A 5,653-nucleotide genomic window follows, 5' to 3' on the forward strand; every position below is an offset into this window, starting at 1 on the left:
CCAGCCTTGCCCCACCGTCTGGTGCCACAACTCAAAGTGCAAGTGGGGCCCCGTCACCGCTCCCGTTGCCCCCACGTAGCCGATTACGGTGCCCTGCTTCACGACTTCTCCCACACCCACAGCAGATTCAGACATATGGCCATAGCGGGTGCGCTGGTTGCCGGCATGCTCCAGCACAACGGTGATCCCCAGACCGCCCAGGGATCCCGAAGTGACCACCTTGCCGCTCAAAGAGGCCAAGATCGGCGTTCCCAGGCTGGCCCCCAAATCCACCCCGGCATGGAACTCCGGCTCTCCGCGAATGGGGTGAATTCGCATGCCAAACCCAGAAGTAATCGGCACCGGATGGGGTAGGGGATAGAGCAGTCGTTCTTCACCTGCCGCCAGTTCTGGTAACTCCGGCGTTGGCGGTTCAGGCGCTTGGGTCTGGCTGGGATCCTCAATGCGAATCTCTTCACCTGGGGTGAGGATGATGCGGCGACCGGAGCTGCGTTCCATCAGCACCACCGGCACCCCACCTTCAGGTTGAGAAAAGGACGCCGTGCCGCTATTGCCGGGGGTGGCCAGGCCACGGTTTTTTTTCGGCTCAATAACCATTTCCCGGCCCACCACCGTCTCTGGGTGGGTTCCCGCCTCAAGAGCTTCTCCCCGTAGAGGAATGGCCCCATCCAGCAGCAGGGCTGCCGCCCCAGGCGTGTCCAGAGCCGGCTCCACCACGGGCGGTGGGGGCAAAGGGTTGGGTTGTGTCTGGGCCAGCAGAGCCGTGGGATAGAGCCAAAGCAGACCCAGCCAAAAGCGCAGCCGCCGCCTTTGTGGGAAGAAAAGGCGCGCTGCCGCAACCAAAGGCTTCATCACCGCACTCAACACAGGCCACACAAGAAAAACCAGAAAGGCTACAGATCGCCGCCAACAGGAGTGTGATAGCTCAAGCGAACTTGGTCAGGTGCAAGCGTCAGGATGGATCCTTGCTCCCCTTGTGTTTGTACTCGCACCCGCCCATCCTCGGCAAGGCCCAAGACCGTGAGGCTGCTTTCCCCCTGGGCTCCTTGGACTTGCGACTGAACCATCCAGGCTTCGTACTCTGGGCGAACGGGGCCAAATCCCTCTTGCAACCAGACCTGGAATCCCTGCTCCATCCCCTGCAGAACCCAGCCGGCAATCTCGGTGCGGTCGAGGGACTGTCGGGATCCCAAGATGTGGGCTAAGGTGATCGCCCCGGCGGGCACGGGATTGTTGATATTCACACCCACGCCGGCCACCAGCCCCAGCAGTTGCCCGTCCCCCCCAAAGCGGCTTTGCACCAGGATCCCCCCCAGCTTGAGCAGAGAATCCGGGCCCACCACCACCAGATCGTTGGGCCATTTCAGCCGCAGCGGGATCCCCAGTTTTTGCCGCAGACTGCCCGCAATACCCCAGCCCAAGGTCAGGGTCAGTTCCAGCAGCGAGTGATGCAAGGGCGGGGATCCCAGCCAGACCGATAGATACAGCCCTCCCGGCTCAGAGTGCCATACCCGCCCATGTTGACCTTGCCCGGCCCGTTGGCGGGTGCTGACCAAAACCGTGCCCACCGGCAGCGGCTGTGGAAACCGGCGGCTCCAGTCCAGGAGCAGCCGATTGGTGGAATCGGTTACCGCCACCTGCAGGAGGTAATGGCCCCAATGGCCCACCCGGGATCCCAGCCGCGAGGGGGAAAGCATCTCCCTCAGCTCAGCACAATATCTTCCGCCGGACGCTGGGCCAGCCGCTTTAGGTTCTGATAGCGCAACATGTCCAGTAGATCATTGCCGGAGCGCCCCTCCAGACGGGCCTCCACGTGCAGCGCCTGCCCCAGGGCCTCCACCGCCTGCAGCCGTGGGATCCCGCGCAACACCAGACGATCCACCGCATAGGCATCGGCAGCCAACAGACGGCGGTCGTTGGTTTGGTCGCGGCGCAACTGCCAGAGGGCCAAGCCACTCAAACCTCCCGAAACCGTTGCTCCCACCGGATCCTGCTGCACAGCCTCAAAGATCAAGCTCAACCCTCCCAGAGCTGCTATGGCCAGGTAAAAGTCGATCTGCCGCGAGGCTGCCCGGCTGTAGTAGCCCACCTTGTGCAGGAACAGCCCCGCTCGCTGCAGGGGGGTAAACTGCCGCCACTCGTAGGGCTTGATAAACAGCCGCATTTGCCGTTCCCAGGGCATTTGCCGACGGCCCTTGATCACCACTGTCTGCCGTTCCGAGGCCGGCAAGATCTTGACGCTCTCTCGCATACTGGCAGGCAGCAGATCCAGCAGGCGCTCGATCTCAGCCTGCTCCAGAACGTAGTTTTCGTAGCCGTAGTATTCCGAGTCCATGCCGGGCCTGCTCCTCAGCTTAATCCCATCGCCTGACGCATCTCTCGCACCGCCCGATCCAGTCCTACCAGCACCGCTCGGCTGATAATGCTGTGGCCGATGTTCAGCTCCTCCATACCCGGGATCCGCGCCACCGGGCCGACATTCCAGTAGGTGAGACCATGTCCCGCATTCACCCGCAGGCCCAGTTGAAGGGCCTGTTGGCAGCCTTTTTCCAGATGCTCAAGTTCCACCTGCCGCCGAGCTGCGGAGGCAGCTTCGGCATAGCGCCCCGTGTGCAGCTCCACCCAGCGGGCCCCCACCTGGGCGGCAGCGGCAATTTGCACTGGATCCGGGTCGATAAACAAGCTGACCGGAATGCCGGATCCCTGCAGTTGGCCGACCACATCGCTAAGACGCGCCACCTGCCCTGCCACATCCAGGCCCCCCTCGGTGGTGATCTCCTCCCGCCGTTCGGGAACCAAAGTGACGTAGTCGGGCTTGATCTCCAGAGCAATGGCCACCATCTCATCGGTGGCGGCCATCTCCAGGTTGAGGTGGGTGCGCACCGTTTGCCGCAACAGCCGCACATCCCGATCTTGAATGTGACGGCGATCCTCGCGCAAGTGCACTGTGATCCCATCTGCCCCCGCCAACTCGGCGATCACTGCCGCTGCCACCGGATCCGGCTCTACGGTGCGGCGAGCCTGGCGAAGGGTGGCAATGTGGTCGATGTTAACTCCAAGACTTAACAAGGCCTGACTGCTGTGGGTGTAAAGGATTCTAGAATGCTCCTAGTATTACATTATGCAATTTGCGCCGGTCAGACGAGCCTGGATGCTGTGGGGCTCAGGCGGCGGGGAGGCAGCCTTTACTCTATGATCAAAATGCTCGAAAGCGATGTCTCGCCTGTGCGGGATCCACTCCAGGCTTGCCATGACTGATCCAAATGCCTCTCTGGCGGTGGGACAACACTCAATCATTGACCGGGCGCGGGTGCCGGCCCTGATTGCCCAATACCTGCCGGTGGAGATCTGCATTTACTACCAGGTTGTGCCCGTGGCCCTGGATACCGACAGCCTCATTTTGGGCATGGTGGATCCCCAGGATTTGGCAGCGCTGGACTACGTGAGCAAGATGCTGGCCTATTCCCAGATCTCCGTTGAGCCGATCCCGCTCACCGCTCAGCAGCAGCAGGATCTCATTGCCTACTACTTCAGCCATCCCCCCGACCCGGCAGAGGTGGAGCGGCTGCGCCTCCAGGCCCAAGCCAGCCGGGTGACGCGGGAGGTTCCCGCTCCTGTGGCGGGGCCACCCACGCAGTTGACGCCAACCCAGCCCCCCTCCGCTCGGCCAACTGCTCCGCCTGTCCCCGCCGACGAATCGGAAGAGACGGTGCAGCAGTTGCTCAACTCGATGCTGCGACGGGCTTTGGATGAGAAAGCCGAGCAGATTTTTGTGGAACCTCAAGAGGGGGCTTCTTGTCGGGTGCGCTACCGTCAGCAGGGGATTTTGCGGGATCTGTTCAAAGATCTTTCGGAGTCCATACGGGCGAAGTTGCTCGCCTCCATGAAGCGGATGATGGCACTGGATCCAGAGCTGCTCGGAGAGCCGCAGCAGGCAGAGGTGGAACGGGTATACCGGGGGGAGCCACTGGTTTTGCAGTTGCGCATTATCCCGCAGCGCTCCAAAAGTGGCCAGACTGCCCTCGCCAGAGAAGGAGCCATCTTGAGTATTTTGCGAGGGGAAGCCCTCCAGAAATATCAACAAGGTCAGAATAACCTCCGCGTCTCCGAGACCTTAGCCTTGGCCCAACAGACCCATCAACTGCTACAACAACTGCAAAGTGCTCTCAGCAACACAATCGACAAACTCAAGCAGTACCCCAGTCCACCGCGGAGCGACTGGCCCCTGATGACAGAGGTGTTGGCAGCTATCCAGGCTCAAGCCCAGATGATCGCCATCCATCAGCAGGACTGGGAAAAACTCAATTCCGGCAGTTGAGCCCCCAGGCATTTCGAGGGCATCTTAGCTTTTGCCTTGCTTCTTGGCTTTATGGGCTCCCAATGCCTTTTGCCGGTGGCCCAAGTTTCTCATTCCCGTTGCAAACCCAAGCAGTTTTTTCCTAACGGGATCCCTCCCGCAACAGCACCAAAATCACACCGGCAATAATGCTGATGGTGGCCCCGGCAATGAGACTGGTGGCCAGACGTTCCAGCCGTTCTCCGATGCTCTGAGCGGTGTCGAACTTAAAAGTCAGTTTTTCCAGGTCACCTGATAGTTTCTCGACGTCGCCCGATAGTTTCTCGACGTCGCCCGATAGTTTCTCGACGTCGCCCGATAGTTTCTCGACACGCTCTGAGAGCTTTCCAGTATCTCCTGCGAGCCGATCGATCCGCTGCAAAATTTCCCCTTGTTGTTGGCTGAGGTGGGCTATTGCTTGGCTGTTGGTCTCGACCAAGCGCTCAAGCCGATCTAGGCGTTCTTCTGTTGAAATCGTCATGGGGTTTGCAAGTTACAGGCTACGTGTCTCTCGATCGTAAGCTACTGGCGGCCATTCGTCTTTTCGATGCTGGCTCCTGCTGGGTGCGATAATCTTGAGATCGTGCAGTCTTGTCCGTTAGCTCCCATGCCGTCCAAAGATCCAACGTCTCTGCCCAAGCCCCAGTCGGCACCTGCCAGCTCGGGATCCCGCACCTGGTGGCAGGCGCAGCGGGAAAACCTGCTGACGGTTGTGCTGGCGCTGCTGTTGGCTTTCGGCATTCGCACCTTTGTGGCGGAGGCGCGTTGGATCCCCTCCGATTCCATGCTGCCCACCCTGGAAGAAGGGGATCGGCTGGTGGTGGAAAAGGTCAGCTACCGCTTTGGCCCGCCCAGACGCGGCGACATCATTGTTTTCTACCCGCCTGCCAAGCTGAACTTCAACGGCGCCTACATCAAGCGGGTGATCGGCCTACCTGGGGATCGCATTCGTATCGCCGATGGTGAGGTCATCATCAACGGGATCCCACTGCAGGAGGACTATATTTATGCTCCTCCCAACTATTCTTGTCCTGGAGAGCGCTGCCCTGGAGTTCCCAACCAGGGATCCGAATTTGTAGTTCCTCCTCACTCCTATTTTGTGATGGGGGACAATCGCAATGACAGCCAGGACTCCCATGTGTGGGGTTTTTTGCCGGAAGAAAACATCATCGGCAACACCATTTTTCGCTTTTGGCCCCCGAATCGCCTACACGTTTTCACCCCGCCAGAATATCCCGAGCTGCGTTCGGAAACTCAAGTGTTGGGCGACACCGCCCGCTAGGGAGGTCGCTTGACTCTGCCTGGGCTGCTCAGCTA

Annotated in this window: 7 protein-coding genes; 2 read left to right on the top strand and 5 right to left on the bottom strand. The window is 60.3% G+C overall.

Going from position 1 to position 5,653, the window contains the following annotated elements:
* From NW853_RS06660 to NW853_RS06675, 4 genes are all read right to left on the bottom strand, one after another.
* Positions 1 to 852, bottom strand: an 852-nt coding sequence (locus NW853_RS06660) for a M23 family metallopeptidase (protein ID WP_414348483.1), incomplete at its 3' end; no start/stop codon positions are given.
* A 41-nt stretch (positions 853 to 893) separates the two neighbouring features.
* Positions 894 to 1,697, bottom strand: a complete 804-nt coding sequence (locus NW853_RS06665; RefSeq protein WP_414348486.1) for a biotin--[acetyl-CoA-carboxylase] ligase — start codon at positions 1,695 to 1,697, stop codon at positions 894 to 896.
* Positions 1,698 to 1,702: 5 nt separating this feature from the next.
* Positions 1,703 to 2,335: a DUF3318 domain-containing protein gene (locus NW853_RS06670; protein WP_414335991.1), complete on the bottom strand. Its 633-nt coding sequence runs from the start codon at positions 2,333 to 2,335 to the stop codon at positions 1,703 to 1,705.
* A 14-nt stretch (positions 2,336 to 2,349) separates the two neighbouring features.
* Complete coding sequence (locus NW853_RS06675; protein WP_414335993.1) at positions 2,350 to 3,069, bottom strand: pyridoxine 5'-phosphate synthase; 720 nt, start codon at positions 3,067 to 3,069, stop codon at positions 2,350 to 2,352.
* 181 nt (positions 3,070 to 3,250) lie between these two features.
* Between NW853_RS06675 and NW853_RS06680 the strand changes: the two genes are divergently transcribed.
* Positions 3,251 to 4,318: a hypothetical protein gene (locus NW853_RS06680; protein WP_414335995.1), complete on the top strand. Its 1,068-nt coding sequence runs from the start codon at positions 3,251 to 3,253 to the stop codon at positions 4,316 to 4,318.
* Positions 4,319 to 4,439: 121 nt separating this feature from the next.
* Here NW853_RS06680 and NW853_RS06685 read toward each other — a convergent pair whose 3' ends face one another.
* A complete protein-coding gene (locus NW853_RS06685; protein WP_414338938.1) occupies positions 4,440 to 4,817 on the bottom strand; it encodes a hypothetical protein in 378 nt (125 codons plus the stop codon).
* 126 nt (positions 4,818 to 4,943) lie between these two features.
* On the opposite strand from NW853_RS06685, the gene lepB reads away from it, so the two are divergent.
* Entirely contained in the window at positions 4,944 to 5,618 is a 675-nt protein-coding gene (lepB, locus tag NW853_RS06690) for a signal peptidase I (RefSeq protein ID WP_414336229.1), read from the top strand.
* The last annotated feature ends 35 nt before the right edge of the window (positions 5,619 to 5,653 follow it).

The organism is Synechococcus sp. H55.11, from assembly GCF_047462475.1.
Classification (GTDB): domain Bacteria; phylum Cyanobacteriota; class Cyanobacteriia; order Thermostichales; family Thermostichaceae; genus Thermostichus.